Here is a 25,068-nt window from a genome sequence, read left to right as displayed (position 1 = left end):
ATAAGCCGGGGCTAAAGCCCCCTAATTTCAGCCTCTATTCACCGGCCTAAAGGCCGGTGCTTCTACCTCAGAATTGATGAAACGTGCTCTCTATAGATTATCGCGTTTGCCCGAGTGCTTCCTTAACCAGGGTTGCCAAGTTGGATGCTGCTGCCTTGCTGTTCTGGCCCAGTTGCCTGAGCGCGGGCCAGTATTGCGGATGCAGGGCTGCATAGAGGACGAATGCCAGCGTCCGCAACTGTCCGTCCTTCATGAAGCGGTTGAAATCGGGAAGCTTGTCGTTGTAGCCGTCGGAGATTCCCTTGAAGGCATAAAAGGCAAGGTCTCTTCCCTGCGCGGTGCGGACTACGGTGGCTGCTTCCATATCGACCATCGGCGCCTGGAAGCGTTGAGCGAATTCGCGTTTTTCTTCGTGCCAGACAACGTGATCGGCTGTCACCAGACGCTGGCCTTCAGATGATGCTGTTCGAAAGGATGCTCCGGTGCCGGCGTCGATGACTTCCGAGATCACATATGCTTGCGGCGGCTTGAGTCCGCAGGAGAGTGCTCCCGCCCAGCCGATGGAAATCAATGCGTCGAGTGGACCTGCTGCCAGAAGTGTTTCGCAGGCGCGAGCGGCGGCTTCAGCGCCCATTCCTCCGGCGATGGCGATGCATTCGATTTCCCCAATGCGGCCCTTATAAATTTCGCCTTGCTTTTGCCAGCCTTCGACCAGCGGCTCCAGTTCTCCGGGGAGCGCGGCAATGATGCCTGCGCGATTCATGGAGCGTATCCGTTGGCGCGGAACCAGTTAATGGCCTGGACCATGGCCTGGTAGACCGGGACCTGCTTGAAGCCGAGGTCACGAATGGCCTTGGCGGAGGAGGCGAACATCTTCTTTCTGCCCATGCGGACGGCTTCGACGGTGGCGCGCGGCTCTTTGCCCAGGATGCGGCCAGTGATGTTTTCATCGAAGAAGGCGAAGATGAGCGCGACCGCGTGCGGGACTTTGGTTTTCGGCGAGGGCAGGCCTGTAATGGCGGACATCTTGTCGAGAATCTGCTTGAGTGTCAGATTTTCGCCGCCCAAGATGTAGCGCTCGCCGGGAGTTCCCTGGGTAAGCGCGAACACGTGGGCGCGGGCAACCTCGTTGACGTCGACGAGGTTGAGGCCGGTGTCCACATAGGCCGGGAATTTCTTGTTCAGGAAGTCGACGATGATGCGGCCAGTTGGCGTGGGCTTGATATCGCCGGAGCCAATGGGAGTGGTGGGGTTGAGGATCATCACTTCCTGACCGTCGTAAGCGGCTTTCAGTGCCTCCTGCTCGGCGAGGAATTTGGACAGCTTGTAATGGCCGACCATGTCTTCGAGTGAGACGGGAGTGTTCTCATCCACGATGGTTCCATCGCTCTGAAAGCCCATGGTGGCGACACTCGATGTATAGATGACGCGCTTGACTCCCTCTTCGCGGGCGATGCGGAGCAGTTCCCGGGTGCCATCGACGTTGGCGGAGTACATCTGTTTGGGATCGCGTACCCAGAGGCGGTAGTCGGCGGCGACGTGAAAGACATAATCGCAGCCGCGGATGCCTGGACGCAGCGATTCGGGTTCGAGCAGGTCTCCGGTAACGGTGGCGAAGGATGGGGGCGCGTGCATCCCGGAGAGGTTGGCCATGTTGCTGTTTTTGCGGACGAGGAGGCGAAGGTGCGCCCCCTCTTTGGCAAGGGCCTTGGCGACGTGGCTGCCGACGAATCCGGTGGAACCTGTGACGAAGGCTTTCATCTGGGTTCAGAATCGCGGTACCTGTCAGGGGTACCCTCCCCCCTGGTTTTGTACGGAGATTCTTTATTTTCAATTACTTACGTCGTATATCTGTTACGGGGATGCTTTGTTTTCAGCAACTTACGTCTTATTCTCCCGTCTAACACATGAAAGATCGGCAGGAATCGCGGGAAATTTGCCCCCTATATTCAGGATAACTGATCCCACAGAAGAATACGCCAATTCTCAGCTCTGCAGAAGTGGCTTGTAGTGAGCAAGTTAGGATTTTTTTCGCGGCAATGCCTCTTGACAAGGTTCTGCCTGTCGGGACGTTCCTTCGCCTGATGTGCGTTTGGAGAACTGTCTGACGCAAAGCGGTGGACGGCTGTCATTGTCTCTGTTGCATGATTTCCGGGCATGGAAATGACTACGAACCACCGTGCCACTGGCGCCTTTGAACTGGCGGGGCGGATTCTACTGGCGATTCCGATGGTGGTTTTCGGCGTGGATCATTTTCTGTACACGGGCTTTGTAGCGATGATTGTGCCGCCGTGGATTCCTTGGCATGTGTTCTGGGTGTATCTCACAGGGACGGCACTGCTTGCCTCGGGGCTGGCGATTTTGACGCGGAAGCAGGCGTATCTGGCCGGGATGCTACTGGGAGCGATGATCCTGTGTTTCGTAGTGCTGATTCACAGCCGGCTTCTGCTCTATCTTCCAGGAGATACATTTGCGAGAGGTCCGATCTTTGCCTTCCCTTATCTGGGAAAGCTCAGCAATTTTTGCAAGGATCTTGCACTGAGCGCGGCGGCTTTCCTGTTTGCTGGGATCGAGCGCGGACGGAACCGGGTTTTCACTCTGGGCCGGGTTCTTTTTAGTCTGCCGGTGATGGGCTTTGGCGTGGTGCATTTTGCGAGTCCGGCTTATGCTCCTGGTGTGCCGCCTATGCTCCCGTCAGTCCAGTGGCCGCTTGCCGGGCATATGTTCTGGGCATATCTGACTGGAGCTGCATTTCTGGTTCTTGGCGGGTTGATTCTGTTGAACCGGAATCTGCGTGCGGCGGGTCTGTGGCTTGCGGGAGTCATTTTGCTGTTTGGGTTGATTGTTTGGGGGCCTCCGCTGCTGGCGCATCCGCGGGATATTCCGGGGTCGAATTTTATTAAGGATATCGGGGTGACGGGTGGGGCTTTGCTGCTGGCCGGACTTCGGGAATGAACCCTAGAACATGCTACTTAACAAGGACGAGTAAAACCCCACCCTGACTCCGTCAGGATGGGGCACCCTTGTTGTGGCTACCGGAACAAGCTCGCGGGACACCTAAAATCCAACTCCTGTACACTGCGGTCACGCGCAATGGCTATCCCTGTCAAAGTGGAATATGCGGCGCAGCGGAAAATCCGCGAGCGCAATACCCGGGCTTACCGGATGGCTCACTGGCCGATCTGGATATGGGTTTTCTTCCTGGCTCCAGGGTGGCTGACCTTCGATCTGTTTGCCAAGGGTGGCAGCCAGTGGAACCTGCTATGGCTTGCGGCTGTGCTGGTAGGAACGGGTATCGCGGCGTATCGCGGGAAGCTGCCTGGATCGGAGCCGCGGCCTTACATCTTGCGGTTTGATGAGGACAGGCCGAATCCGCTCTATCGGAAAGTCTGCTACACCTTTGCGTGGAATGCTGTGCTGAGCTTTGCGCTGCTGAATCTTGCCGGGCTGGTGGATGCCGTTGTCAGCGAGCAGTGGCACATGATGCAGATTTATCGCTACGGGTATTTTCCGCTTTGCGGGTTGATCCTGTTGCTTGGGCTTTGCGGCGTGCTGCCACGAGTGCGGCGATCCACCAAAGGCGAAGGCACAGAGCGGCGGTACTTTTACGGCGCAGTGTGGGCTGTGACTATTGCGCAGACTGTCCTGCTGCTTCTCTGGAAGACTCTGCCGAAGAACCACACCACCGACGTAATGAAGCTGGCGGTTTATGCGGCTGTGCTGGTGGTTGTTGGGCTGGCGGCTACGTTTGGGCTGCTTCCCCGTACACGGCCGATTCTACCGGGTGAGCTGATGGTGGCGGATTGATGGTGAAAAATCCACCGCCAAGACGCTAAGTGCGCCAAGGTCGCAAAGAAAACTTCCTTTACAGAGAACACAGAGTTACTTCTTTGCTGGTCTGGCTACTGCATACATTTCTTCTGCGATTTTGTCGAAGAGAGCCATGCGATCGTCGCCTTCCTTGTAGAGATCGAAGTGCGTGCGGTTAGGGATGAAGATGAAGTGCGGATCACCGTTTAACTTTTTCAGAACAGCTTCGAATCTGTGTGCGGCTCCGTCGAGATAGAACGTGTCGGCAGTGCCGACGATGAGGTGGATCTTGCCGCGCAGATCTTTGCCGCGTGTGGCCCAGTCGCGGGCAACGATGTGCGCGAGATCATAGTGGTCGTGCCAGTAGGCAACGACGGCAGGGTTTACGTCGCCGGTGTCGCGGTTGAACATCTGCAGTGGGCGTCCGCCGGGGCCGCGCGGGGAGAAGACCCATTCGAACGAAGCAAGCTGGCCGCCATAGTCGCCGAGCACGCGCTCCTGCTTTGCGAACTGCTCGAGAGTAGCGAGGATCTTTTCGTGGTCGCGCACGATGGGATATGGCGAGCCGTCCGGCTTGTGATAGAGATTGGCGTGTGCCGCGTATAGATCGACTTCGCTGAAGTCGTGAAAGTCGCTGGGGTCGGGCGAGGTGGACCAGGTTCCGCCAAAGATTTGCGGGTAGTTCACCTGCAGCTGCAGAGAAGCCCATCCTCCGGATGAGTGGCCTTGGAGGAATCGTCCGGTGGACTTTGCATCCATGCGGTATTTCGATTCGATCCAGGGGATGAATTCTGTGGTGAGCGCGGCGCCCCATGGGCCGTTGTTGACCGAGTCGGCGAACTCATGTGTGCCGGTGGGCAGCGATTCGTCAAGCATGACCCATATCATGGGCGGCATTTTGTTCTGCGCCATGCGCGCGTAGATCATCTGACCGGAGCTCTTCGAATACATCAGGTTGCCGCTGAAGCCATGCGTCCAGTAGACCGTTGGGTAATGCTCTTTGGGATGCGCACTGTATCCGGGCGGAAGAATAACCCATGCGCGAATGTGTGTGTCGCGGCCGTAGAACTCTGTGAGCAGCGGGCTTGGGAAGTCGGCGGGCTGCGTGGCCTCGTCTGCTGCTTTCTGCACGTCCGGCGATAAAGGCGACTTGCGCGGCGGCGGCTCGGGCACGGTGGTGTTCAGCACGAAGGACGGATCGCTTCCCTTGCCCGGCGTCCATGCCTTGAGCGGGAGCACATCGCTGACGAGGTCGCCTGCAGAGCGGCCTCCGTAGTTGTAGGAGTGGTTCACGTCGAGCACGGCCTGTGCTTCGTAGTCGCCGGGCTTGAGCGCGGAGAAGCCTGCGGGATAGGCGAGGTCGTCGGTGTCAATGTCGACTGCTTCTCCGGGCTTAAGGTGGGAGATTTCTTTTGCGGCGATGTAGACTTCGCTGGGCTGGAAGGGGTTGGTGTCGACTTCTTTCGCTCCGGTTCCGGCTTTGAGAAAGACGAGCAGGCGGCCTGAGGCCGGTGAGGAGATCTGTTGGCCTAGCGTCACGCGGAAGAATAGATGCTGCGGCTGCTGGGCCAGCGCTGTTGCAGCGCAGAGGATGATGGTCAGGAGAATCAGGTAAGGCTTGCGTACTTGCATCGCGTTGGAGTGTAGCAGGTGTGGTTCTGCGGTGTCGTCTATCTGGAGTTGGAGATGTTGCCTGATGAAAACGGTCGTTGCTGCGCAACGATTCGCACGAGCCTTTCTATTCTGCTCAGGGCAGGCTTTTCAAACTCGTGCGGGTCCTTCGACTGCGCTACGCTCCGCTCAGGATGACAACGTTGTGGGAGATTACTTGCTGGCTTTGACCATTTGCTCGGCGTGTTTCAGGGAGGCATCGGTTAGTTTTGCGCCGCTCAGCATGCGGGCTACTTCTTCTACGCGGCCCTCGTCTTCGAGCAAACGGACTGAAGTTTTGGTGCGGCCGCTTTGCTCTTTTTTCTCGATGAGGAAGTGCTGGTCGGCGAAGGCGGCGATCTGCGGGAGGTGGGTGACGCAAAGCACCTGCTGGGCGTGCGATAAGGCTTTGAGTTTCTGGCCAACGGCTTCGGCGGCGCGGCCTCCGATGCCGATGTCGATTTCATCGAAGACCAGCGTGCGCGGGACCTGCGTTTTCTTTCTGCTGTGAGCTTTGCTTGCGCCTTCTTCGACGCTGACTTTGAGCGCGAGCAGCACGCGCGACATTTCTCCGCCGGATGCGATTTCATCGAGCGGCTTCAGCGGCTCGCCGGCGTTAGTGGCGATGCGGTACTCGACTGTGTCCCAGCCGTACTGCGTCCAGCGCGCGGTATCTTCGCTGGGAGTGACAGTCACGGCGAAACGCGCTTTCATGGCGAGGTCGTTGATCTGCGATTCGGCCAGCTTTTCGAGCTTCCTGGCTGCTTCGGAGCGGGCGGTGCTCAATGCCTGCGCGGCTTTGCTGTATTCGTTCTCTGCGGATTTCAGTTCTGCGCGCAGTGACTTCACGATCTCGTCGCGGTTTTCTATTTCATTCAGCTTCGCAGATACTTCTTCGCCGTAGGCGATGACTTCGGCGAGCGTCGATCCATACTTGCGCTTGAGACGATCGAGTGCGGCGAGGCGGTCCTCGATTTCGGCCAGACGCTCGGGCGAGGCCTGGATGCCCTCGGCGTAATCGCGCACGGTGGCGCTGATGTCCTGCACGGTGGCGCGGGCTGATGTGAGCTGCTGGATCGCGTCCTGAAACTGCGGATCGTAACGGGAAAGCTCTTCGAGCTGCTTGAGCGCGGCGCGCAGTGCGGTCTCTGCCGAGGCTGCTCCTTCATAGAGAAGCTCGTGCGCGCTCATGGCGGCGGTGTAAAGCTTTTCTGCGTTCGAGAGGACGCGGCGCTCGGTTTCGAGCGATTCGTCCTCGCCTTCGGATGGCTTGACGCCTTCGATTTCCTTGCGCTGGAAGCTCCAGAGATCGACCATGCGCAGACGGTCCTGCTCATCGCGTTCGAGACTTTCGAGCTTCTGCTGAATCTCGTGCCACTTTGCGTGGGCGGCAGCGACGGGCTCAGTCGATATATTAGCGAAGCGGTCGAGCAGGCTGCGCTGCTGTGCCTGATCGAAGGCTCCGAGGGTTTCGCTCTGCGCATGGACGAGAGCAAGCTCTGGCGCGAGCTGGCGGAGTACGGTTACCGTCGCGGGCTGATTGTTGATGAAGACGCGGCCTTTGCCGTTCGAAAGAATTTCGCGGCGCAGGATGATTTCGTGGCCTTCGCTGTCGATGCCGTTGGCTTCGAGCGTGGCTTCGGCTCCGGAAGTGCTTTCGAAAACGCAGGCTACCACGGCCTTGTCTGCTCCGTGACGGACCACGTCGGAGGATGCCTTGTCGCCCATGAGGAGGGCCAGCGCGTCGACGAGGATGGACTTGCCTGCTCCGGTTTCTCCGGTGAGGAGGTTCAAACCGGGGCCAAAGACGGCGATGGCGTGATCGATGACGGCATAATTTTCCGCGCGGAGTTCGAGGAGCATCTCGAACGCAGCATAGCGCATGAAGAGTGATTTAACGAAACGATGAACTACCCCAGGTTCGCTAACGCGAACCTGGGGCACCCTTGTTTGTGGCTATCGAGCAGGTCCTTCGACTCCGTTGCGCTCCGCTCAGGATGACAACCTAAAAAATTAGGCGGCGGCGGCTGGTTCGAAACCGTCACATCCGCTGGAGGCGGTTACTTTCAGGTGAAGCGACGAAAGCTTCGGGTGGCCGCAGTCGTCGAGGAATGTTTCGGGGGCTTGTTTGCTGGTGTGAATCTGCGTCAAGACTGGGGTGGCGGGGTGAGGCTCTCCGAAGTGAGCACAGAGACCACATTGTCCGGGATGCAGTGTAACCATGATGACTCCTCCCTATTGGCTGACATCATACATTTCTAGTTGGGATCAGACGAAGATTTTTTCCTGTAAGTTGTTTGAAAAGGCAATAAATTACAAAGACAGAAATTGATCTAACTCATTCGTGTAATAGGGATTGAAGTTGTCCGAATTTACGATGTGGCTGTTTCATCCTCAGTTAGCACGATGAGACGCATCAGAAACGTAACCATTTCTATTCCCAGCCGTCGGACAACTTGGTGGGGGCGAATCGCGTCTGCTAACGTTATTACCAGGCGATGACACATTTTTTTCTTGCACTAGCCTTTTTGCTTTTCCAGACGGAGCCCGATGCAGGCGCTCCGCCGGCGCCTCCGAACGGAAGCGCGATCCTTGAAATGCTGCAGAACAGCGGACCGGTGGCGCTCGTGGTGCTGGGCCTGCTGCTGTTTGCCAGCCTTTACTCGTGGGCGATCATCCTGGGCAAGTGGGGCAGCTTCAAGCGGGCGCGCACGCAGAGCAACCGTTTTCTGCGGGCCTTCCGCAAGGCCAATCGCCTGCAGGAGATTGCGGCAGTCAGCGAGCAGTTCAAGCCCAGCCCTCTGGTGAATGTTTTTGACGAAGTTTACGACACGTACCGCCGTCAAACCGGAGGCTATGGTCCGGCGAAGAACATTACCGCTCTCGAGCGCGCGGCGCAGACGGCGTCGAGCGAAGTGTTGACGGTGCTCGAACAGCGGTTGACGTGGCTGGCAACGATCGGAGCGATTTCTCCCTTTGTCGGACTCTTTGGAACGATCATGGGTATTGTCGATGCCTTCCATGGACTGGGCACGGCGGGCGCAGCGACGCTGCGAGCTGTAGCTCCCGGCGTTTCAGAAGCGCTGATTACGACGGCGGCCGGACTGGTGGTTGCTGTTCCGGCAGTCATTGCCTACAACCAGTTCACGGCGCGGTGCCGCGAGTTCGGCGCGCGCATGGATGACTTTTCGCGCGAGCTGCTGAACAGCATGGAAGAAGCCTCCGTGGGCTCGGATCAGGATCCACTGGAAAGGGAGGCCGCACGTGGCCTTCACAAGTAGAAGCGGCCATACACAAACTGCGCTGGCGGAGATCAACATCACTCCGCTGGTGGACGTGGTGCTGGTGCTGCTGGTGATCTTCATGCTTACGGCCCCGGTGCTGCAGTCGGGGATCGATGTCGCGGTTCCGAAAACGAAGACCGTCAAGGAAATTACAGAGCAGCGCACTGTACTGACGATCGACAAAGACCAGCGCGTGTTTCTTGGGGACACTCCGATTAATCTTGCCGATCTGCCTACGCGTCTGCGTCAGCCGAATACGGATCCGGCGCACCAGGTAATTTATCTGCGCGCGGATGAGCGCGTTCCCTTCGGCGCGTTTGCTTCGGTGATGGATGCGGTGAAGCAGTCGGGGATTACCAATATCAGCATTGTGACGCAGCCGCTTGGGAATGGCCCAAAGTAGGGTTAGGTTGGGATATTGCTTTCCCACACTTCGCGCAACATCAGCGCGAAGTATGGGGCACCCGGTTTCGTGCGGCTCGATGGGAAAACAGATCCTTCCCCTTCACTCCGTTCAGGGTCAGGATGACAATTGGTTAGAGGTATGAGAACGAGCGCCAGAGTTGATATCGAACCGGACCGCCTGGCGGGGCCTGCGGCGGGTTCTTTCTTTCTGCATGCCGGCATCGTTGGCGCGATTGCGGCTTACGTTTTTCTTGTAGGGCGGTTTCATGGCGGCATCTGGGGCAACAGCCAATCGGCTCCCGGAGCGATTCAGGCAACACTGGTGAGTTCGGCTCCCACGATTCCGTTGCCTAGCGAGCAAAAGCCTACGGAGAATGTTCTGGCGACGCAGCAGCAGAGCCCTGCGCCGGCGCCTCCGGCTCCGCAGAAGGCCGCGCCGATTCCTCCGCCGGATGCGATTCCGATTCCAGAAAAGCAGAAGCCGCCACCGCCGGTGAAGCAACAGGCGCCGCAGAAGCAGGAGAATCCGGTGAAGCAGGCGCCACCGACGCCGACGGCTACACAGAGCAGGCATCCGCAGCCGGTTCCGAACCAGCAGAACCGGGCAAACTATGGCGAGGCGCAGCAATCGAACATTCCGCGGTCGACGACAAGCAACCCGAATGGCAATAATCCCGTCGCAGTCAATGGCGGAGACTTCGGTTCGCGCTTTCCCTGGTATGTAGACAAGATACGCAGGATGACGGCGCAGAATTGGTTGACGCAGGAGGTGGCGCAGGGCACGCCGGCAGGAGCGAGAGTGTACCTCTCGTTCGTTCTTTCGCGTGACGGCTCGCCCAGCCAGGTGCGTATTGCTCAGTCGAGCGGCTCACAGAGCCTGGACACATCGTGTCTAAGAGCTGTGCAAAGGGTTGACTCATACGGTCCCCTTCCTCCGGGATATAACGGAAGCACGCTTTCGGTGTCGTACTATTGTGAAGAGCCGGGACGTTGATCATCTCCAGCTTTCGCATATCAATCTGCGGGACGGAAGAATGAATTCAGGCAAGAAGCAAGCAGTTTCGATTATTCGTTGTTCTTTATTTTTTCTAGCATTCCTCACCATCGGCGGCACTCTTTCCGCATACTCGCAGGACTGGGTAAAGACGGGCACCAACCTTGGCGCTACCAAGATCCGTCTCGCGGCCGCGAACTTCAAGCCTACATCAGGTGATCCACAGACAGGTCAGTTGAAGACCGCGTTCGACACGACGCTATTCAATGATCTTCAGAATGCGGGCATCTTCGACATGGTTTCGAAGAGCATGGCTCCGCCGCTGATGCCGGGGTCGCCGCAGGAGATCAGCCTGCCGACGTGGGCCGGTGCTCCTTCGAATGCGGATATGGTCGCCTTTGGCGCGCTGGGCGTGGGCGATGGCAAAGTAAGCGTCAACGGTTTCTTATTTGACGCGAAGAACCAGCAGACTCCGCAGATTCTCGGCAAGCAGTATTCCGATAATGCCAGCGTGGACAATGTGCGTAACATTGCACACCGCTTCGCCGATGAGATCATTTCGCGCCTGGGCGGCATTGCCGGCATCTGTGAAACGAAGATCTATTACGTCGCGGGGCGGACGGGCAACAAGGAAATCTGGGTGATGGATTATGACGGCGAGAATGCTCACCAGGTCACGCACCTGAACAGCATCTCGCTCTCACCGCGTATTGCTCCGGACAACACCAAGCTGGCTTTTGCCAGCCTGGGCAAGGGCGGCTGGTCGATCCGCATGTACTCGCTGGTGCTGAACCGCATGGTGAACTTCTCTTCCCCGGCAGGAACGACGATTTCACCGGCATGGGCGAGCGACGGAGGGAAGCTGGCGTTTTCGTCAGCGCATGATGGTGACTCGGAAATCTACACCACAGACAGCAATGGCGGCGGACTGCATCGCGTGACGGCTTTCCGAGGGCCGGATGTTTCTCCAGTGTGGAATCCGAAGACCAATTCGCAGATTGCATGGGTGAGCGGGCGCACAGGCCTGCCGCAGATTTACACCATGGATGCGGATGGCGCGAATGTGCAGCGCATGACCGATGGCGGCTATGCCACATCGCCGTCGTGGTCACCGAATGGACAGTTCCTGGCCTTTGCGTGGAACCGCAAGTATGGGCCGGGTGCTCCGGGCGAGCAGGACATCTATATTATGGACATTGCCAGCAAGCGCTGGACACAATTGACGCATGACTCCGGGCGCTGCGATTTTCCATCGTGGTCGCCGGATGGGCGCCATATCGTTTACCAGCGTGAAGGTGAAGGCGGGTCGCAGCTCTGGACCATGCTGGCAGACGGAACAGAACAACATGCGCTGGGTCATGGCGGCGCTAACTCAATGCCGAACTGGAGCTGGAAGTAAAGTTGCTGTGTCTGTGCGGTAGCGATGTTTGCTGCTGCGCTGTCTTGGAAAGAAAAATATAAGAACGCTCCTTAAGGAGGAGAACGTGCAATTTGCCCATCGTAAGTCCATCGCTTCAGCAGTCAGTCTGGCGGCGCTCCTGGTAGTTGCCGGATGCCATAAGAAGAAACCAGCTCCGCCACCGCCTCCGCCGCCTACGGTTTCCGCGCCTGCCCCGACTGCAGACATCACGGTCAATCCGACGGCTATTAATCCTGGCGACAGCGCTGTTCTGACATGGCGGACTTCGAATGCCACGGACATCTCGATTGAAGGTGTAGGGCAAGTTGCCGCAACAGGCACGATGAATGTGAAGCCGACCGAGTCGACAAACTATCACCTGATTGCGCGCGGCGATGGTGGATCGGCGGATGCGACGGCGCGTCTGACGGTGAACTCACCGACTGCTCCAGCGAGCAATCTGAATGAGGGCGACATGGAAGACTCGCTCTTCCATCAGAATGTGCACGACATCTTCTATGACTACGACGCTTATGATATCCGTCCGGACGCGCAGCCGACGATCCAGCAGGACGCGGCATTCCTGAACCAGCATCCGGGGATCAAGGTGGTGATCGGCGGCTACTGCGACGAGCGCGGCTCGACCGAATACAACCTGAGCCTGGGCGAAAACCGCGCCAATGCGGCCAAACAGGCGCTGGTGAATGCCGGCGTGAGCCCGGACCGCCTGCGCACCGTGAGCTACGGCAAGGAGAAGCAGTTCTGCACCGATCACACGGAAGACTGCTGGCAGCAGAACCGCCGTGCCCAGTTCAACGTGGACCGCTAGTCTTCTTTTGATTGAGGTCGCAAGAACGCCGTCCTGCGTGGCGGCGTTCTTGTTTCCGTCGTATGATGTGTGCAAGATGATTCAGATCCAACTCAGCCCTGAAATGGAAGCCCAGCTTGCATTTGAAGCAACGCAACGCGGCCTTGATGTTGAGGCATATGTTGTGCAGTTGCTGAAACAGGCACGTGGGGACCGCGGAGACTGGATTCGTTTCGGAACAGATGAATACTCGCCTGAAGAAGCCGTTGCTTCTATCCTTGAAATCCAAAAGCGCAATACACTAGGCGGGTTAAAGATCAAAGACCTGATTCATGAAGGTCACAAATACTAATGCCGGCATTCGTTATTAATGCTTCCACGACTTTGCCCTGGTGTTTTGCTGATGAAGCCACCACATTCACAAATGGACTTCTCTTCAGGCTTCGGAGAGGCGAAGAAGCTGCAGTTCCCGCCCATTGGCCAGTCGAAATTTTGAATGGAATCCTCAAGGCCCAAAAACGGGGCCGGATATCGGAAACGGACGCACGCCAGTTTGTGGTAATGGTTGGCGCACTTCCAATTCTTGTGGAACAGCATTACGACACGCCTTATCTCGAACGGATTCGCGCTCTCGCAAAGCAGCACAATCTTACATCTTATGATGCCGCGTACCTTGAACTTGCTCAGCAAACTGGACTGCCATTAGCCACTCTGGATCAGGACCTGAAGGCTGCCGCTGCTTCGGAAGGAGTAGGACTGTTATGACAGTCGAATTAAAAGGATTAAACTTAAGGAATTACGCTTGTACGCACATCTCAGAGGACTTTCTATGCGAAAGACGTTGATTCACCTCACTACATTGGCATCGCTGGCACTTCTCTGCCCTGCACCAAGCGCTCATGCCGCCTCGAAAGAAATGATCCAGCTGCAGACACAGGTGCAGCAACTGCAGGACATGCTGCAGCGCTTGCAGTCCACGAACGACCAGCGCATGGGAGTTCTGCAGCACCTCGTTGAGCAGACCGCTGACACAGTGAACCGCATGTCGCAGTCGGTCAATGCCATGCAGCAACAGGTACAGGCGCAGAGCGAAGGCGCGGTGAAGGGCGAGCAGCTCTCCGGCCAACTGCAGGGCGTCAATGATTCCGTCGATGAACTGAAGTCGCGCATCGGACGCGTGGAGAAAACGCTTCAGGATATCCAGGCGCAGCTGCAGAATGTGAACGCGCAGCCTGCGGGCGGCGGTGGCTTCCAGGGTGGACAGCAGCCTCCTCAGTCTTCAGCCCCGGGACCTGGAGCGGGTCAGGGTCAGAGCCCAGGCTCTCCTGATGCAGGAATGGCTCCTCCACCGCAACAGCAGCAACAGGCTGCTCCACCGTTAGATCAGCTCTATCAAGGCGGCATCCGCGATTACAACAGCGCGAAGTATGATGTGGCGGCGAGCGAGTTCAACGATGTTCTGAAGTACTATTCGCAGGATAAGCTTGCTGGAAATGCACAGTTCTACCTGGGCGAGATTGCCTATCGCCAAGGTGATTACAAGACAGCCATCCAGAATTACGATGCGGTGCTGGAGCAGTTTGCGGGCAGCCCCAAGGCTCCCGCAGCGCAGCTGCGCAAGGGCGAGGCAGAAATTGCAATGAACCAGCGCGATGCCGGAATCCGCGACCTGCGCAACCTTATCCAACGCTATCCGCAAACTCCGGAGGCCGCACAGGCGCGCAGCCGGCTGAATGGTCTTGGAGTACGCATTACGGCACAGAAGCCGCCTGCTTCCCGTCCTTAACTTTCACTACAACCTCACAGCCTCCGAAAGACATCTGAGAGAACCATATGCCAACGCATCGTGACAGTGATTCCCAGAAAGGGGCCGTGGAGACAGAATCGCCAGCCGACCACTCCCCCGGTCATCTGGCCGGCCAGCTTCCTCACCGCCACGCCGATCCTTTGATCAAGAATAACGAAGAAGACAACGACACGGATTTTCCCGAGCCCGGGAATGTTCCGGAGCATAGCGGGCAGCGCGACTAGGCGCGTTTCAGCGTGGGTTTTTCTCCTCCGGGCGCAGTTCAGGCAGCTACGGACGCATCACTGGTCTTTTGCGTGACCGCGTGAATCTACTTTCCATGCATATCTGCATGGAGGCTGTCTGTGAAGCTGATTTTTTCGAGGACTTTCGTTTTTGCTGCGTTTCTTGCTCTTCCCTTCTTCTCTGCGCAATTGTACGCAGAAGGCTGCAACAATATTCCTGACCTTGCCCACCAACAGCACGATGAAGCCACAGTGCAGCGGCTGGAAAATGCCTTCACCAACGCCTTCCTGAAAGGCGATACAGACTTTGAAAAATGCCTGCTGCTGCCGAGTTACGCCGAAACATCGGGGCGAGGCAAGTGGCGTGTGCTGTCAGATGAGCTGGAAACTGCGAGCCGCAACCGCGGCAAGAATCTCTCCGTTCCGGAAATGCCGAAGGTGGATGTGCTGATGCATGGGGACACGGCCATCGCCCATGGAGTGTTTACGGCCACTGCCGCCGATGGAAAATCGCAAAGCACGCGCTTTACGGATGTCTATGTATGGACTGACGACGCGTGGCATGTGCTCTATTCGCAACAGACTCCCGTAGCTGCGAATTGATTCTTTGTGTGCCTCAGGGGCTGAAGCCCCATTGTATCCATTGACATTATTGCGAGGGCTAAAAGCCCTCGCCTATCTTCAGCAGAGGATGATCTTTTCAGACTGGATGCCGCGTGTCGCGTTGCGTGAATCAACGATGAGCTTCGATTCGCGCACGATGCGGGCGTAGTCGTAGTCTGAGTGATCAGTGACGATTAGCACGCAGTCATACTGGCCTAGATTGTCGAGCGGCACGCCTTCCATGTTCAGGTCGTAGTGGCGTCCACGGCCTACGCGCGGGAAGTACGGATCGTTGTAGGAAACAATAGCTCCGCGCTGCTTGAGCAGTTCGATAATCGAGAGCGAGGGCGACTCGCGCAGGTCGTCGACATCTTTCTTGTAGGCGAGGCCGAGGACGAGAATCTTTGCGCCCTTGAGCGCCTTCGATTGCTCGTTGAGCGCGGCGACGGTTTTGTCGACCACATAATACGGCATGGCTACGTTGACTTCACCAGCCAGCTCAATGAACTTTGTCCGGAAGTCGTACTGCTTTGCCTTCCAGGAAAGATAGAAGGGATCGATGGGGATGCAGTGTCCCCCAAGTCCCGGACCTGGGTAAAAAGCCTGGAAGCCGAAGGGCTTGGTCTTCGCCGCATCAATCACTTCGAAGATATCGATGTCCATGCGATGGCAGAGCTGCTTCAGCTCATTGACGAGCGCGATGTTGACGCAGCGGTAGATGTTTTCGAGCAGCTTGGTCATCTCGGCCGCAGCGGGCGACGAGACGGCGACGGTGCGGTTGAAGATGCTTCCGTAGACGGCGGAAGCAAGCTCCTGGGCGACGGGACCGACTCCACCGACAACTTTGGGAATGTCGCGGCGGGCTACGGTGTCGTTGCCGGGGTCTTCACGCTCAGGTGAAAAGGCTACGTAGAAACCCGGTGAGCCGGCTTCGCGGCTGACGCGCAATCCTTTGTCGTTTCCGGCTTCGAGAAGCGGGATCAGCACTTCTTCCGTAGTGCCGGGATAGGTGGTGCTTTCGAGGACGATGAGCTGACCTTCGCGCAGGTGCGGAGCGATAGCACTTGTTGTGGCTTCAATGAAGCTGAGATCGGGCTCATGGTACTCATTGAGCGGCGTAGGCACGCAGATGATGATGGCGTCGACACTGCTGATTTCGGAATAGTCGGACGTGGCGCGAAAGCCGTGCTGCTGCGCATCCTGGATCTCGGTGCCGGGAATGCGGACGATGTAGGAGCCGCCAGAATTGAGAGTGGCCACTTTCTGCGTGTCGATATCGAATCCGGTGACGGCGAAGCTCTCTTCACTGAACAAAAGCGCGAGCGGCAGGCCCACGTATCCCATTCCGATGATTCCGATGCGGGCGGACCGGTTCTCGATCTTCTGGATGAACTGGGCGGTGTCGCTTGCTACGGCATTGGCCATGCGTGATTTACCTCAAACTTCTATCATCGCATTTCTTTGCGGAGAGATGCATGTTGGGCCATTTTCTGAAATCTACCGCCAAGGCGCTAAGAACACCAAGAAACCGCAGAGGAAAGACTCTTACCGGAACATTCTTTCGTCGTAGTGGAAGGGCTTCGGAGTGCCGATATGGACTGCGCTGAATTCCGGGTGTTTGGGATTCAGCAGGACGTTCCAATCGTCTTCTACAACGGCGGAGGGGACTTGAAGTGCGAGTGAGCGCAGGCTCGCTGCCCAGGTGGAGCCGAGGTCGCGGCAGGTTCCGTTATTCAGCTCGCGCCAGTTTGCCGGCAGCAGGCTTGTGTTCAGATGTTCAATCAACTCGTCGGGGACGGTTGCCTCCGCCATCAGGAGGTCGTCCGGCGCTTCGTTTGGATCGAGGTTCACGAAGAACTCCAATGCCGACAAAGCTCGCGAAGTGGCGGTGTAGACCATGACAGCACCAAGATGATTCCATCGTCCGGCGGCATAGAGACAGCCTGTTCCGGTAAAGGCCGTATCGCTGAAGCGCTCCGGGAACAGCCTCCAAAGCTGCATCAGCTGTAGATCCCGTACGCGATTCTATGCAGGACTTCCTCTACAGAGCGGACTCCCGGCTCGGTATCGAGTTGATCAAAAGGCCGGGTTCCTCCGAGCGCGCGGTTGGGGGTATTGATCCAGCGCGATGCCTTTTCTTCCGTTCCCAGGACTTCTTTAGCCAGAGCGATCACTCGCGCCATGCGCAGGGTTCTGTCCGACTCATCCTGGGTAAGACGGGCGTTCGTGGATAGTCTCCGGCTGAGAGTGCGAGAGGAGATATTGAGGCGCTCGGCCACCTGGGTCCGCTGCAGAGCCAGTGTAGCGGCGAGCAGCACAATGGTTGAGGCGGGCAGCCCGATGCGTATCTGTTCCACCAGATCATCGGGGGTCCGGACCGGCCTGCGGAAGGTTTTGCGTCCGCCCAGGACATCGACGATTTCGTTGATGCTCATATTGCCACCTGGCATTATTATTACGCCATTTGGCAAGCTAGGCAAGATTAAGAGTGAGCCAGAAATTCTTCCAGCGCATCGTGAATCACAGTGTTCAGTTTTTGATTGTGATCCTGCGCATAAAGAGCTGCGCGTTTATGCAGTTCATGACCAATGCGAATGTTGAAGCTCCCTTTAAACGGTTTGTCGGGGGCCTTACCTTCAACCTCGCAGAATTGCAGATACTCATTTACAGCGGCTTTGAAGCTGGCTTCAAGCTGTTTTACATCTTTCCCTTCATAGGTAATTGTGTCGCGAATACCGACCAGCTTGCCGTAGAGAATCTTGTCTTCAGCACTGAAGAGAACGGAACCGCTGTAGCCCTTGTATTCAAGCGTCTGACTCATGGAATGTGCTTCTCCTGCTTCAAAAAGCTGATGGCTTCTCTCACCTGATATGCCTTTAATATCCTGGCAGGATGAGGTTCGTGCATGAACAATGTAGCTTTTGTTTCCGGGTGGATGAATTTCCTGCCTGAACCTCCGGTTCGCTTGAGTACATAACCAAAAGCTTCCATCAACGACTTAAGCTCTTCCCATCGAAAGTCTTTTGGTTGCGACAGAAAGCGCTCAAGAGCCTTTTGAGGTTTCGACATTATGCCTAGAATATGGCAACGGCGAAGGCATTGCAACTATATTTAGTTGCAAAGAAAAAAGGCGGAGCCGGGAATCCGGCTCCGCCTTCTGAGGTTACTTCGTCAGAGTAGAGTAGAAGCCTTCGAGATCTTTGTTAAAGTCCTTCAATGCTTCGACATTCAGATAGACCATGTGGCCTGACGGGTAGTAGGTGAACTCGACGTTCTTCGCGATATCGGGGGTGAGCATCATATGCGAGATGTCATACTCGGTCCCGAAAAACGGCGTGGCCAGATCGAAATATCCATTGGCTGAGAGCACTTTCAGCCTGGGATTCTTGCGCATGGTGTCGGCCAGGTCCTGGGATAGATCCGGCGCCGCGCGGCCTCCTCCTCCACGACCGAAGGCGCCCGGCCTGCGGTGCTGGAAGCTCCATTCGCCGGTGCTTCCGTAGACCGTGGGACGGTATTCATCGGTAGTGACGTACTTCAACTCATGCGCGAGATAGTCGTTTTCAGCAGCGACGAATGCTCCCGCGATGCCTGTGTCGGATGGATCGTAATCGGGATTCTCGCCTGCGTTGTCTTCGTCGGTGCCTTCAAAGCGCGCATCATAGCGGCCGAGAATATAGCCCTGATCGCGCAGCAATTCCTTGCGGAATCGAGTAGGCGAAATGCGCAGCTTCGCATCCTTGACGTATTGCACACTGAGCCCGGTGTACTGGCTTACTTTTGTGGCAACGGCATCAATCTCTGCAGGAGGCAGCTGATCGCCTTCCGCAAGAGCATGAGCATAATCGCCCAGGGCAAATTTGCGGACATCATTCAGAAAAGCCTTGATGTCTGACGGCTTGTTCTGCAGCTTGTTGTGATACCAGGCGATGGCAGCATAGCTCGGCAAGTTGGCGATATAAGCCATGTCCGGGCCCCGGCCAAAGTTCAGGATGGAGGACAATAGGACGACGCCATTCAGGGACACGCCATGTTCCTGCAACAGCGCGGAAAGCCCTGCAGAGCGCGGCGTGCCATAGGATTCACCGAAGAGCACCTTCGGCGAGTTCCAGCGCTGGTTCACCGTGACATAGCGCTGGATGAATTTATCGAATGCCGACAGGTCCGGATCGATTCCCGTGAAATCCTTGGGCGTGCCCTTGCCGACAGCGCGGGAGTAGCCGGTGAGCGGCGCATCGATGAAGACCAGATCGCTTTTGTCGAGGATGCTGTACTGGTTGGGGACTACCTGATACGGGCCACCTCCGGTAGCTGATGGGCTGGAGGTCATGACTCTTACTGGCCCGACAGAACCCATGTGCAGCCAGAGGGTCGCTGACCCCGGGCCACCGTTGTAGAGAAAGGTGACGGGACGCGTCTTCGGATCGGCGCCATCTTCTGTATAGGCGACATAAAAGATGCTGCCGTAGGGCTTCTCATCGCCATCGCGGATCAATAGAGTGCCTGCGGTTGCGGTGTAGTGGATGGCTCTCCCGTTGAGGGTGATGTCGTGATGCGTGACAGAGCTTTTTTCCTGCGGTGTGTTCTGCTGGTCTTTGTCTTTGTCCTTGTCGCGCTGTTCGGGTTTCTGTTGATTGTCTGGCCTCCCGTCCTGCGCAAAGGTGTGGGTATATGAGCCAAATAGAAGTGCGCCTAGCGACAATGCCGCCAGCTGCCGTGAAAGTTTCTTCAACGCCTAGCCCCTCCTCAGGTGTATGTGATCTGTGCCACGAATGACGGATACAATTTGGAATTTGTTTCACTATACAGGGATTTGTCTGGAAGTCTGGCTAGATTATTTTTGCGAGGATTGCCTGGACTAACCCCGCTTGATTACTAAGTTCGTCAATGAATTTTATGGGCAGTTAGAAATTGATACATAGCAGGAACTACAGGTTCTTCTACTCTGCTAGACCGCGCGAACACCAGTGATGTCTAACCTTGATAGAGGATGATTTTAGCCTCGGTGTTCCGTATCTTACACGGCCAGATGAGAAGATTGAGCCGACCTTATCGGTCGACATCGCACGAACTCTTCGATTCCGTTCAGGAGCATTTCCAGTTCGTGCGGGTCCTTCGACTCCTCTGCTCTTCCTCTTCGTTTTCACTCAGAGTCAGAGCAGGGTTCGCTCAGGATGACAGCGCGGTGGGAATTACGCTCGCAGCAGGTTTTCGATGCGAATGGGCAGCTCGCGCACACGTACTCCGGTGGCGTGGTGGACGGCTGCAGTAATGGCAGGCGCAATACCTGCAAGGCCAATTTCTCCTACACCGCGCGCGCCGTATGGATTGAGCGTCAGGTCAGGATAGTTGAGGAAGGTAACGTCGATCTCCGGAGCATCAGCACAGGAAGAGACGATGTAGTCGGCGTAGTTGCTATTGATGGGGAATCCATTGCGGTGGTCGTAGTGCGTTTCCTCGAAGAGTGCCATGCCAACACCCATGACAACTGCGCCTTCTACCTGGTTACGCGCAGGCTTGAGGTTGATGACGCGGCCAACATCGATCACAGAGACTACGCGGCTCACACGCAGGCGCGCGATGCCCGGGTCCCAGGTGACTTCGACAAATTGCGCTCCATAAGAGTGCTGCGAATATTTTTGCGCCTCCGGGTCTTCAAAGGCGCTGATGGACTTCCCTGTTCCGCTTGCTGCACGAATGTTGGCCTGCTTCAGAAGATCGATGTAAGCAATTCCCTGCGCCGCATTCTGGTCTTTGGCGTGGATGCGTCCCCCAGTGAATGCGAGGTCTTCTGGCTTCTTTCCTGCAAATGGCGATGATGGGGATTTTGCGGCGATGCCGAGAACGGCCTTGATCGCTGCGCCGGAGGCGTCGGCCAGCGCTGGGATGACTGAGGCCGTGACCCATGATCCTCCGGAGAGCGGGCCGGCGGGCAGAGTACTGTCGCCAATCACGACTTCGATTTTGTCTACGGGGATGCCGGTCTTGTCGCTGACGACCTGCGCGAAGATGGTGTAGGTTCCGGTGCCGATGTCCTGCGTGGCGCAACTGACACGCGCGCTGCCGTCGTTGTTGAGCGAGACAGTGGCCTCGCAGGCCATACGAAATGCTCCCCAGGAAGCGCACGCCATTCCCCAGCCGAGGACCAGATCACCCTGCCGCATCGATCCGACCTGCGGGTTGCGCCTGGACCATCCGAACTTCTCTGCTCCGGTCTGAATACACTCTTTGAGATGACGCGAGGAGAATGGCTTGCCAGTGCCCTCGTCTTTCTCAGGCTCATTGCGCAGTCGCAGCTCGACGGGATCGATCTTGAGCTTGATGGCAAGCTCGTCCATGCCTGATTCGAGAGCATAGAGGCCGGGCACGGCTCCCGGGCCACGCATCGCTGTAGGAGGTCCGATGTTGCGTTTTGCTGTTCCACCGCGCAACAACAGATTCGGACAGCTGTAGATGTACGGTGTTGCCTCGCCGCAGCCCTCGCTGTAGTCGGTAATTTCGGCGGTGTCGTTCGCATAGTCATGTCCAAGCGCGAGCAGCTTGCCGTCTGGAGTCGCTGCCAGGCGGATGCGCTGCTGTGTGCGCGGACGATGACCTACGTTCGTGAACATCATGCGGCGCGAGACGACAGCTTTTACCGGGCGATTCAGTTCTCGGGCAGCAGCAGCAGCGAGAGGAGCGTGCGACCACGGCCACAGTTTTCCGCCGAATCCTGAGCCGAGGAATTTCATCACAATCTGGACATTTTCTTTCGGCACTCCGAGAAACTGCGCCATGACGGCCTGGTGGTTCAGGAGCGATTGAGTTGTTTCGTAGAGCGTGAACTTCTGGCCGTCCCAGGTTGCGACTGAGGCGTGCAGCTCGATGGGGTTGTGGGTCTCGGCGGGAGTGACGTAAGTCTCGTCGATCTTGATGGGCGCGCTCTCGAATGCCTTGTCCAGGTCGCCGCGCTTGCTTTCGGTCTTCATCTCCTTGAAGCCGTCGCCCAGATCGAGGGCAACGTTCGGCGTTTCGGCGGCATATTCTACTTTGATAGCAGCGGCAGCGGTCTGGGCAAGTTCGAATGTCTCGGCAACAACAGCAGCTACATATTGTCCTGCGTAGTAAATGTTTTCATCTTCGAAGGCGGGGCGGGTTTCGTCCACAATCGCACTCTGGTCGCCGGGAACCGGACGGTAAAGCATGGGAGCATGGCCGTGATACATCACGCGAAGGACTCCCGGCATCTTTTCGGCTTCAGATGCGTCGAGCTTTGTGATCTTTCCTTTGGCGATGGGGCTGCAGACAGGAACAAGGTAAACCAGGTCGGGGAAATGGTGATCAGATGAATACTTCGCTCCGCCTGTGGTCTTCAGACGGCCATCAATGCGAGGCACCGCTGCTCCGATGATCGACTGCGTCGCCATGGTTCCCTCCATGCTTTGCACCAGTTTATATGGAGATTTAGGCAGAGAGTATTTTCGATTCTTTCTCCTGCTTGACAATGTTTTTCATTGTTCCATATTGACAAGCATGCGGACTGCCAAGACAATTTCAATCACCCTGCCGCCCGACCTTTTGGTAAAAGCGCAAAAAATCGCGAAGAGTGAGCACCGGACGATCAGCGAGCTGTTCCGTGAAGCTCTGCGTCGTTATATGGTGGCAGATCCGGAGTGGGAGGCATTGCTGCGGCGCACTCGCGCTACCGGAAAGGCACTCGGCATCCAAAGAGAAGCAGATGTGGAACGCATGTCTGATGAATTCCGGCGCGAGAAACGACGCTCCCAGGCTCGATGATCCGCGTCGTAGCTGATACCAATGTCTTCATCTCGGCACTGATGTTCGGCGGCTTGCCGGGGAATTTTCTGGATCTTGCTCTTAGCGGGGCCTTTGCATTGGTGTCATCTCCTGCTCTTCTCGACGAACTCGACGAGAAGCTACGCGAGAAGTTCAAAGTCACGGCACCGATAGACGCGCTATCCTTACAAAACTGGAAGGCGCAGTTGATCTTGTGAAGCCTGATTTTATTCTGCGCGTAGTTGCTGATGATCCCGATGATGACCGGGTTCTTGAATGTGCGGTCACCGGTGAGGCACAGTTTATCGTCAGTGGAGACCGCCATCTTCTCAAACTCGGTTCCTATAAAAACATTCACATCTTGACGGTCCGCCAGTTCCTCAATGCCGAGTAAACTTCAGTCGCCTTTCGCACATGTTCAGCCCCACTTAAGGGAACAGGAATAGAGTCGGCGTGGATCATGTTTGATCCGGAAAGGAATGAAAGATGAGGAAGCAAGCTGGCTGGAGATTGGCGATGATTGCGGGCGCAGCGCTCATGTTAGCGGGCAGCGTTACAGCGCGGGCGGATGGCCCGTATCATGTGCAGGACAAGTGGAAGATTGGAGGGGATGGCGGATGGGATTACCTGGCTGTCGATCCGCAATCAGGGCTTCTTTACATTACGCGCGGCAGCCATGTGATGGTCGTCGATACTTCATTGGGTAAGCCAGTTGCCGATATTACCGGGCTCAAGGGCACGCATGGCATCGCTTTTGATATCAATGGCAAGGACGGATACATCAGTGATGGAGCGGGCAATGCGGTCGCCGTCTTCGACCGCAAGAGCAACAAGATCACGCAGACAATTCCTGCGGGAACCAATCCGGACGGCATTCTCTTTGAGCCCTCGACGCAGACTGTGTGGGCTTTCAACGGACGCAGCAAGAATGCGACGGTGATTGATTCGAAGAGCAAGCAGGTAGTAGCTACGGTCGCGCTGCCGGGCAAGCCGGAGTTCCCTGTCGCTGACGGCAAGGGTTCGGTCTTTGTGAACATTGAAGACAAGAACGAGATCGTGCATCTGGATGCAAATGCCCATAAGCTGCTGGCGGAATGGCCGATCTGTGATTCGCCTTCAGGACATACGATCGACGTTGCTCACAACCGGCTCTTCGCGGTCTGCGACGGCAAGAAGATGTCCGTGGTTGATGCCGCGAGCGGCAAGGTCGTGGCTTCGCCTGAGATCGGCGATGGGCCGGATGCTGCGGGCTTCGATGCTTCGGCGGGATATGCCTTCAGCTCGAATGGCGACGGCACTCTGACCGTGGTCCATCAGGACTCGCCTGATTCCTATTCGGTGGTACAGAATGTGGCCACGCAGAAGAGCGCGCGTACGATGGCGCTCGATCCTAAAACGGGAAAGATTTATACGGTGGCGGCTGAGTTTGGGCCGCGTCCTGCGGCGACTCCCGAGAACCCGCGGCCGCGTCCACCGGTGCTTCCAGGAAGCTTCACGGTCATTGTTATCAGCAAATAGCCCTCCTCCCAGAAAACGGGGAAGAGACGGGAAAAGTCTCTTCCCTGGTGCCAAATTCAATTTAAATTCGAGCCAGCATCCCCGTAGCGATGTATAGTTTTGAGCATTGGATAATCCACTGCGCAAAGACTTTATTTTGAGGGTTTTGGGGTGCTTTTCCAAAAGTTCGACGACATATACATAGAAAATCTCCGCAAAGGAGATCCTCGCACTGAGGAACATTTTTACCGTTACTTTAGTGAGCTGATCCACCTGAAACTGCGCTCCCGCCTGCATTCCAAAGATGCAATTGAGGACGTGCGACAGGAGACGTTTACGCGGGTTTTCGCGCTTTTGCGCGGCAAAGAAGGCATTCGCAACGCCTCAGCGCTGGGGGCGCTGGTCAACTCCATCTGTAACCATGTTCTGCTCGAGTACTACCGCTCGCATTCGCGCAGCGAGGCCATGGAAGACGCCTCGGAGATCGATATTCAATCCGAGACAGCCGGGGTACTCGATGAAATGCTGTCGAAAGACACGCAGAAGACCGTGCGCCAGATTCTGGACAAGCTCAGTGAGCGCGACCGCAAGCTGCTGAAAGGCATTTTCCTCGACGAGCGGGACAAGGATGAGGTTTGCGCTGAGTTCGGTGTGGACAGGGAGTATCTAAGAGTATTACTCCACCGCGCTAAACTTTCGTTTAAGTCCTTTTATGTCAAGCATGTGGCCTCATCCGAAACATCGCGAAACAGAGGCAGCCAATTCACACGATACGTTTGGATTTTCTGTGCACTATTCTGATGAGGCTCAA

Annotated in this window: 29 protein-coding genes; 17 read left to right on the top strand and 12 right to left on the bottom strand. The window is 56.6% G+C overall.

Annotation, left to right across the window (positions count from 1 at the left end; genetic code table 11):
* Positions 1-97 precede the first annotated feature (97 nt).
* Together AC5S16_RS00930 and hpnA are read right to left on the bottom strand one after the other, a co-directional pair.
* Positions 98-763: a phosphorylase family protein gene (locus AC5S16_RS00930; RefSeq protein WP_493928121.1), complete on the bottom strand. Its 666-nt coding sequence runs from the start codon at positions 761-763 to the stop codon at positions 98-100.
* On the bottom strand, positions 760-1,761 hold the full coding sequence (gene hpnA / locus AC5S16_RS00925; RefSeq protein ID WP_493928120.1) for a hopanoid-associated sugar epimerase: 1,002 nt from the start codon (positions 1,759-1,761) through the stop codon (positions 760-762). The genes AC5S16_RS00930 and hpnA overlap by 4 nt, the downstream gene beginning before the upstream one ends.
* Before the next feature lie 402 nt (positions 1,762-2,163).
* On the opposite strand from hpnA, the gene AC5S16_RS00920 reads away from it, so the two are divergent.
* Both AC5S16_RS00920 and AC5S16_RS00915 read left to right on the top strand, forming a co-directional pair.
* Entirely contained in the window at positions 2,164-2,955 is a 792-nt protein-coding gene (locus AC5S16_RS00920) for a DoxX family protein (RefSeq protein WP_493928119.1), read from the top strand.
* Positions 2,956-3,093: 138 nt separating this feature from the next.
* Positions 3,094-3,807 (top strand): hypothetical protein, encoded by a 714-nt coding sequence (locus AC5S16_RS00915; protein ID WP_493928118.1) that lies wholly within the window; start codon positions 3,094-3,096, stop codon positions 3,805-3,807.
* A 75-nt stretch (positions 3,808-3,882) separates the two neighbouring features.
* Here the strand turns inward: AC5S16_RS00915 and AC5S16_RS00910 are convergent, their stop codons facing one another.
* From AC5S16_RS00910 to AC5S16_RS00900, 3 genes are all read right to left on the bottom strand, one after another.
* Positions 3,883-5,442: an alpha/beta hydrolase gene (locus AC5S16_RS00910; RefSeq protein WP_493928117.1), complete on the bottom strand. Its 1,560-nt coding sequence runs from the start codon at positions 5,440-5,442 to the stop codon at positions 3,883-3,885.
* A 192-nt stretch (positions 5,443-5,634) separates the two neighbouring features.
* The gene (gene recN / locus AC5S16_RS00905; protein WP_493928635.1) at positions 5,635-7,323 is read right to left on the bottom strand and encodes a DNA repair protein RecN; all 1,689 of its coding nucleotides are present in this window, start codon (positions 7,321-7,323) and stop codon (positions 5,635-5,637) included.
* A gap of 150 nt (positions 7,324-7,473) precedes the next feature.
* Positions 7,474-7,683 carry a hypothetical protein gene (locus AC5S16_RS00900; protein ID WP_493928116.1) on the bottom strand — a complete coding sequence of 70 codons (210 nt, stop codon included), beginning with the start codon at positions 7,681-7,683 and terminating at the stop codon, positions 7,474-7,476.
* Between the two features lie 275 nt (positions 7,684-7,958).
* On the opposite strand from AC5S16_RS00900, the gene AC5S16_RS00895 reads away from it, so the two are divergent.
* The 10 genes from AC5S16_RS00895 to AC5S16_RS00850 all read left to right on the top strand — a co-directional run bounded on the left by AC5S16_RS00895 (position 7,959) and on the right by AC5S16_RS00850 (position 14,984).
* The gene (locus AC5S16_RS00895) at positions 7,959-8,741 is read left to right on the top strand and encodes a MotA/TolQ/ExbB proton channel family protein (RefSeq protein WP_493928115.1); all 783 of its coding nucleotides are present in this window, start codon (positions 7,959-7,961) and stop codon (positions 8,739-8,741) included.
* Positions 8,725-9,147: an ExbD/TolR family protein gene (locus AC5S16_RS00890; RefSeq protein WP_493928114.1), complete on the top strand. Its 423-nt coding sequence runs from the start codon at positions 8,725-8,727 to the stop codon at positions 9,145-9,147. The genes AC5S16_RS00895 and AC5S16_RS00890 overlap by 17 nt, the downstream gene beginning before the upstream one ends.
* A gap of 141 nt (positions 9,148-9,288) precedes the next feature.
* Entirely contained in the window at positions 9,289-10,143 is an 855-nt protein-coding gene (locus tag AC5S16_RS00885; protein WP_493928113.1) for an energy transducer TonB, read from the top strand.
* A gap of 40 nt (positions 10,144-10,183) precedes the next feature.
* Positions 10,184-11,542: a Tol-Pal system beta propeller repeat protein TolB gene (gene tolB / locus AC5S16_RS00880; RefSeq protein WP_493928112.1), complete on the top strand. Its 1,359-nt coding sequence runs from the start codon at positions 10,184-10,186 to the stop codon at positions 11,540-11,542.
* 85 nt (positions 11,543-11,627) lie between these two features.
* Complete coding sequence (pal, locus tag AC5S16_RS00875; protein ID WP_493928111.1) at positions 11,628-12,371, top strand: peptidoglycan-associated lipoprotein Pal; 744 nt, start codon at positions 11,628-11,630, stop codon at positions 12,369-12,371.
* Positions 12,372-12,378: 7 nt separating this feature from the next.
* On the top strand, positions 12,379-12,702 hold the full coding sequence (locus AC5S16_RS00870) for a hypothetical protein (protein ID WP_493928110.1): 324 nt from the start codon (positions 12,379-12,381) through the stop codon (positions 12,700-12,702).
* The gene (locus AC5S16_RS00865; protein ID WP_493928109.1) at positions 12,702-13,115 is read left to right on the top strand and encodes a type II toxin-antitoxin system VapC family toxin; all 414 of its coding nucleotides are present in this window, start codon (positions 12,702-12,704) and stop codon (positions 13,113-13,115) included. Before AC5S16_RS00870 ends, AC5S16_RS00865 begins: the two co-directional genes overlap by 1 nt.
* Before the next feature lie 64 nt (positions 13,116-13,179).
* The gene (locus tag AC5S16_RS00860) at positions 13,180-14,136 is read left to right on the top strand and encodes a tetratricopeptide repeat protein (RefSeq protein ID WP_493928108.1); all 957 of its coding nucleotides are present in this window, start codon (positions 13,180-13,182) and stop codon (positions 14,134-14,136) included.
* Between the two features lie 47 nt (positions 14,137-14,183).
* Positions 14,184-14,381 carry a hypothetical protein gene (locus AC5S16_RS00855; protein WP_493928107.1) on the top strand — a complete coding sequence of 66 codons (198 nt, stop codon included), beginning with the start codon at positions 14,184-14,186 and terminating at the stop codon, positions 14,379-14,381.
* 120 nt (positions 14,382-14,501) lie between these two features.
* Complete coding sequence (locus AC5S16_RS00850) at positions 14,502-14,984, top strand: nuclear transport factor 2 family protein (protein ID WP_493928106.1); 483 nt, start codon at positions 14,502-14,504, stop codon at positions 14,982-14,984.
* 78 nt (positions 14,985-15,062) lie between these two features.
* Here the strand turns inward: AC5S16_RS00850 and AC5S16_RS00845 are convergent, their stop codons facing one another.
* From AC5S16_RS00845 to AC5S16_RS00815, 7 genes are all read right to left on the bottom strand, one after another.
* Positions 15,063-16,409 (bottom strand): nucleotide sugar dehydrogenase, encoded by a 1,347-nt coding sequence (locus AC5S16_RS00845; protein WP_493928105.1) that lies wholly within the window; start codon positions 16,407-16,409, stop codon positions 15,063-15,065.
* A 120-nt stretch (positions 16,410-16,529) separates the two neighbouring features.
* Positions 16,530-16,985: an RES family NAD+ phosphorylase gene (locus tag AC5S16_RS00840; protein WP_493928104.1), complete on the bottom strand. Its 456-nt coding sequence runs from the start codon at positions 16,983-16,985 to the stop codon at positions 16,530-16,532.
* Positions 16,985-17,419: an Xre family toxin-antitoxin system antitoxin gene (locus AC5S16_RS00835; RefSeq protein ID WP_493928103.1), complete on the bottom strand. Its 435-nt coding sequence runs from the start codon at positions 17,417-17,419 to the stop codon at positions 16,985-16,987. The genes AC5S16_RS00840 and AC5S16_RS00835 overlap by 1 nt, the downstream gene beginning before the upstream one ends.
* A 47-nt stretch (positions 17,420-17,466) precedes the next feature.
* Positions 17,467-17,805, bottom strand: coding sequence for a type II toxin-antitoxin system HicB family antitoxin (locus AC5S16_RS00830; RefSeq protein WP_493928102.1), 339 nt, complete (start codon positions 17,803-17,805; stop codon positions 17,467-17,469).
* Complete coding sequence (locus AC5S16_RS00825) at positions 17,802-18,053, bottom strand: type II toxin-antitoxin system HicA family toxin (RefSeq protein WP_493928101.1); 252 nt, start codon at positions 18,051-18,053, stop codon at positions 17,802-17,804. The genes AC5S16_RS00830 and AC5S16_RS00825 overlap by 4 nt, the downstream gene beginning before the upstream one ends.
* Before the next feature lie 94 nt (positions 18,054-18,147).
* On the bottom strand, positions 18,148-19,716 hold the full coding sequence (locus AC5S16_RS00820; RefSeq protein ID WP_493928100.1) for a S10 family peptidase: 1,569 nt from the start codon (positions 19,714-19,716) through the stop codon (positions 18,148-18,150).
* 460 nt (positions 19,717-20,176) lie between these two features.
* A complete protein-coding gene (locus AC5S16_RS00815) occupies positions 20,177-22,390 on the bottom strand; it encodes a xanthine dehydrogenase family protein molybdopterin-binding subunit (RefSeq protein WP_493928099.1) in 2,214 nt (737 codons plus the stop codon).
* Between AC5S16_RS00815 and AC5S16_RS00810 the strand changes: the two genes are divergently transcribed.
* From AC5S16_RS00810 to AC5S16_RS00790, 5 genes are all read left to right on the top strand, one after another.
* On the top strand, positions 22,371-22,760 hold the full coding sequence (locus tag AC5S16_RS00810; RefSeq protein ID WP_493928098.1) for a ribbon-helix-helix protein, CopG family: 390 nt from the start codon (positions 22,371-22,373) through the stop codon (positions 22,758-22,760). The genes AC5S16_RS00815 and AC5S16_RS00810 overlap by 20 nt on opposite strands.
* Positions 22,757-22,978 carry a putative toxin-antitoxin system toxin component, PIN family gene (locus AC5S16_RS00805; RefSeq protein WP_493928097.1) on the top strand — a complete coding sequence of 74 codons (222 nt, stop codon included), beginning with the start codon at positions 22,757-22,759 and terminating at the stop codon, positions 22,976-22,978. Before AC5S16_RS00810 ends, AC5S16_RS00805 begins: the two co-directional genes overlap by 4 nt.
* Positions 22,975-23,154: a PIN domain-containing protein gene (locus tag AC5S16_RS00800; protein ID WP_493928096.1), complete on the top strand. Its 180-nt coding sequence runs from the start codon at positions 22,975-22,977 to the stop codon at positions 23,152-23,154. Before AC5S16_RS00805 ends, AC5S16_RS00800 begins: the two co-directional genes overlap by 4 nt.
* Before the next feature lie 92 nt (positions 23,155-23,246).
* Positions 23,247-24,278: a YncE family protein gene (locus AC5S16_RS00795; RefSeq protein WP_493928095.1), complete on the top strand. Its 1,032-nt coding sequence runs from the start codon at positions 23,247-23,249 to the stop codon at positions 24,276-24,278.
* A 150-nt stretch (positions 24,279-24,428) separates the two neighbouring features.
* Positions 24,429-25,058 carry an RNA polymerase sigma factor gene (locus tag AC5S16_RS00790; RefSeq protein WP_493928094.1) on the top strand — a complete coding sequence of 210 codons (630 nt, stop codon included), beginning with the start codon at positions 24,429-24,431 and terminating at the stop codon, positions 25,056-25,058.
* Positions 25,059-25,068 lie beyond the last annotated feature (10 nt).

The organism is Acidobacterium sp. FHG110202_01 (genome assembly GCF_059115305.1).
The sequence above is the reverse complement of the archived record's forward strand: the minus strand, read 5'-3'. Positions and strand labels throughout refer to the sequence as shown.

What these genes read in the sequence shown, in the direction of transcription:
- AC5S16_RS00930 (WP_493928121.1), bottom strand. Translation starts at nt 763, where the DNA reads ATGAATCGCGCAGGCATCATTGCCGCGCTCCCCGGAGAACTGGAGCCG.
- hpnA (WP_493928120.1), bottom strand. Translation starts at nt 1,761, where the DNA reads ATGAAAGCCTTCGTCACAGGTTCCACCGGATTCGTCGGCAGCCACGTC.
- AC5S16_RS00920 (WP_493928119.1), top strand. Translation starts at nt 2,164, where the DNA reads ATGACTACGAACCACCGTGCCACTGGCGCCTTTGAACTGGCGGGGCGG.
- AC5S16_RS00915 (WP_493928118.1), top strand. Translation starts at nt 3,094, where the DNA reads ATGGCTATCCCTGTCAAAGTGGAATATGCGGCGCAGCGGAAAATCCGC.
- AC5S16_RS00910 (WP_493928117.1), bottom strand. Translation starts at nt 5,442, where the DNA reads ATGCAAGTACGCAAGCCTTACCTGATTCTCCTGACCATCATCCTCTGC.
- recN (WP_493928635.1), bottom strand. Translation starts at nt 7,323, where the DNA reads ATGCTCCTCGAACTCCGCGCGGAAAATTATGCCGTCATCGATCACGCC.
- AC5S16_RS00900 (WP_493928116.1), bottom strand. Translation starts at nt 7,683, where the DNA reads ATGGTTACACTGCATCCCGGACAATGTGGTCTCTGTGCTCACTTCGGA.
- AC5S16_RS00895 (WP_493928115.1), top strand. Translation starts at nt 7,959, where the DNA reads ATGACACATTTTTTTCTTGCACTAGCCTTTTTGCTTTTCCAGACGGAG.
- AC5S16_RS00885 (WP_493928113.1), top strand. Translation starts at nt 9,289, where the DNA reads ATGAGAACGAGCGCCAGAGTTGATATCGAACCGGACCGCCTGGCGGGG.
- tolB (WP_493928112.1), top strand. Translation starts at nt 10,184, where the DNA reads ATGAATTCAGGCAAGAAGCAAGCAGTTTCGATTATTCGTTGTTCTTTA.
- AC5S16_RS00865 (WP_493928109.1), top strand. Translation starts at nt 12,702, where the DNA reads ATGCCGGCATTCGTTATTAATGCTTCCACGACTTTGCCCTGGTGTTTT.
- AC5S16_RS00860 (WP_493928108.1), top strand. Translation starts at nt 13,180, where the DNA reads ATGCGAAAGACGTTGATTCACCTCACTACATTGGCATCGCTGGCACTT.
- AC5S16_RS00855 (WP_493928107.1), top strand. Translation starts at nt 14,184, where the DNA reads ATGCCAACGCATCGTGACAGTGATTCCCAGAAAGGGGCCGTGGAGACA.
- AC5S16_RS00845 (WP_493928105.1), bottom strand. Translation starts at nt 16,409, where the DNA reads ATGGCCAATGCCGTAGCAAGCGACACCGCCCAGTTCATCCAGAAGATC.
- AC5S16_RS00840 (WP_493928104.1), bottom strand. Translation starts at nt 16,985, where the DNA reads ATGCAGCTTTGGAGGCTGTTCCCGGAGCGCTTCAGCGATACGGCCTTT.
- AC5S16_RS00835 (WP_493928103.1), bottom strand. Translation starts at nt 17,419, where the DNA reads ATGAGCATCAACGAAATCGTCGATGTCCTGGGCGGACGCAAAACCTTC.
- AC5S16_RS00830 (WP_493928102.1), bottom strand. Translation starts at nt 17,805, where the DNA reads ATGAGTCAGACGCTTGAATACAAGGGCTACAGCGGTTCCGTTCTCTTC.
- AC5S16_RS00825 (WP_493928101.1), bottom strand. Translation starts at nt 18,053, where the DNA reads ATGTCGAAACCTCAAAAGGCTCTTGAGCGCTTTCTGTCGCAACCAAAA.
- AC5S16_RS00810 (WP_493928098.1), top strand. Translation starts at nt 22,371, where the DNA reads ATGATCGACTGCGTCGCCATGGTTCCCTCCATGCTTTGCACCAGTTTA.
- AC5S16_RS00815 (WP_493928099.1), bottom strand. Translation starts at nt 22,390, where the DNA reads ATGGCGACGCAGTCGATCATCGGAGCAGCGGTGCCTCGCATTGATGGC.
- AC5S16_RS00805 (WP_493928097.1), top strand. Translation starts at nt 22,757, where the DNA reads ATGATCCGCGTCGTAGCTGATACCAATGTCTTCATCTCGGCACTGATG.
- AC5S16_RS00795 (WP_493928095.1), top strand. Translation starts at nt 23,247, where the DNA reads ATGAGGAAGCAAGCTGGCTGGAGATTGGCGATGATTGCGGGCGCAGCG.